Source organism: Wenxinia saemankumensis, assembly GCF_900141735.1.
GTDB classification, from domain to species: Bacteria; Pseudomonadota; Alphaproteobacteria; order Rhodobacterales; family Rhodobacteraceae; genus Wenxinia; species Wenxinia saemankumensis.
In genome coordinates this window covers 1-2,227 of the sequence record NZ_FQYO01000015.1, presented here as the reverse complement: position 1 = coordinate 2,227, position 2,227 = coordinate 1, and the positions used below count along the sequence as shown (strand labels likewise).

At 68.2% G+C, this 2,227-nt stretch carries 2 protein-coding genes; both read left to right on the top strand.

The window, feature by feature from the left end; genetic code table 11:
• Positions 1-131: 131 nt before the first annotated feature.
• Complete coding sequence (gene istA, locus BUE30_RS17175) at positions 132-1,376, top strand: IS21 family transposase (RefSeq protein WP_073334371.1); 1,245 nt, start codon at positions 132-134, stop codon at positions 1,374-1,376.
• On the top strand, positions 1,376-2,191 hold the full coding sequence (istB, locus tag BUE30_RS17170) for an IS21-like element helper ATPase IstB (RefSeq protein ID WP_073334369.1): 816 nt from the start codon (positions 1,376-1,378) through the stop codon (positions 2,189-2,191). The genes istA and istB overlap by 1 nt, the downstream gene beginning before the upstream one ends.
• The last annotated feature ends 36 nt before the right edge of the window (positions 2,192-2,227 follow it).

Genomic DNA, 2,227 nt, shown 5'->3' with positions numbered 1-2,227 from the left:
TGTCGGGCGCCATGGAAAACTACCCCCCTGACGACATGAGGAACTGACCCCCTTTGTCGGAAGGAGGTCACATGACGGAAGCAGTATCGCAGGGTTCTTCTTCGCGGGAACGAGTTTCGCGGAGGATCGAGATGCGGACGCCTGAAGAAGTGTCGGCGATGCTGGCACTGAAGGCGCGTGGGTGGGGTTCGAAGCGCATCGCGACGGAACTCGGCTGCTCGCGGAACACCGTGAAGCGATGGTTGGCGACGGGAGGTTGGCGCGCGCCGTCTCCGGTGGTGCGGGCGAAGGCGCTCGACGGCCTGGAGGATTGGGTGGCGGAGCGCTTTCGGCGGCATGCCGGGAACGCGGACGTCGTGCGCCAGGAGCTGGCTGCGGAGAAGGGCATCACGGTCAGCCTGCGGACCGTGGAGCGGGCGGTGGCGCCGTTGCGGCAGGAGCTGCGGGCGGAAGCGCGGGCCACGGTCCGGTTCGAGACACGCCCCGGCCAGCAGTTGCAGATCGACTTCGGCGAGCGCCGGGTGGAGATCGGCGGCGGACAGGTGAAGGTGTTCTTCTTCGTGGCCACCCTCGGCTACTCCCGGCGCCTGCATGTGCGCGCCTTCCCGGGCGAACGGCAGGAACACTGGTTCGAGGGCATGGAAGGCGCCTTCCGCCGCTTCGGCGGTGTGCCGGAGGAAGTGTTGCTCGACAACGCCCGCGCCCTGATCTCCCACCATGATCCGGCGACGCGGGAGGTGACGATCAATCCGCGGCTCCACGCCTTTGCCCGTCACTGGGGCTTCCGGGTCCGGGCCTGTGCGCCTTACCGGGCGCGCACGAAGGGCAAGGACGAGCGCGGCGTGGGCTACGTGAAGCGCAATGCCATCGCCGGGCGCAGGTTCGAGAGCTTCGCCGCGCTCGAAGCGCATCTGGAGGCCTGGATCAGGGAGGTCGCGGATGTGCGTATCCACGGCACGACCGGAGAGCCCCCCTGCCTGCGCTTCTCCCGGGACGAGGCTCACCGGCTCAAGCCTGTCGACGGCATTCCGGCCTTCCTGACCAGTCGCGACCTCGTCCGCCGGGTCTCGTCCGACTGCGCGGTCGAGGTCGACGGCAACGCCTACTCGGTGCCCTGGCGGCTGATCGGAGAGCGGGTCAGCGTGTCGGTCACCGGCACGGAGCTGCGCGTCAGCCATGCCGGTCGGGAGGTCGCGTGCCATCGGTTGAGACTCGGGCGCCGGGCCCGGATCGTGGACAGGACGCACTTCGAGGGCATCACGGGCAGCCCGCTGGCCCGCGCCGAAGGGCAAGCCGAGCCCGAAACCGCGACCGTATCGCCGGAGCTGCTGCGGCCGCTCAGCGAATACGAAGCCGTGGCGGGAGGCGCCTGGTGATGGCCTTCGAGACCCCCGACCACCTCGAAAGGATGCTGACACGGCTCAAGCTGACCGCCATCCGCGACCAGCTCGACGGCCTTCTCGACGAGGCCGGACGGGGTGAGCTGACGATCCGTGAGGCTCTGACGCTGTTCTGCGAGCGGGAGATTGCCCGCAAGGACCAGCGCCGGATCGAGATGAGCTTCGGCCTGGCCCGCTTCCCCTTCGTGCGGGACCTCTCCGGCTTCGACTTCGAGGCCCAGCCCTCGGTCGACAAGGGGCAGGTCCGCGACCTGGCCACAGGGCGCTTCATCGCGAACGGCGAGGCCGTGCTGCTGCTGGGACCTCCCGGGGTGGGCAAGACCCACCTCGCTGTCGCAATCGGCCGGCAAGTGATCGTGGCAGGCTATACCGTGCTCTTCGTCCCAGCCATGATGCTGGTCGCCACTCTGGCGAAGGCGCATGCCGAGGGGAGGCTGGAGGAAAGGCTGGCGCACTTCGCCAAGCCGAAGCTGCTCATCGTCGACGAACTCGGCTATCTGCCCTTTGAGCCGGACGCGGCGCATCTGTTCTTCCAGCTGGTCAGCCGCCGCTACGAGCGCGGAGCACTGCTCGTCACCTCGAACAGGGCCATCGGCGAATGGGGGAACGTCTTCGGCGACGCGGTCGTCGCCACCGCGATCCTCGACCGGATGCTCCACCACAGCCACGTCATCACCATCCGGGGCGAGAGCTACCGGTTGCGCGAGAAGCGCCGGAGCGGCCTTTTGCAAAAGGCCGCTCCGGCGCACCCCACCATCAACACATCAAACAGCGAGGGGGTCAGTTCTTAGTGTCGCCAGGGGGGCAGTCCCTGATGTCGCTGGACA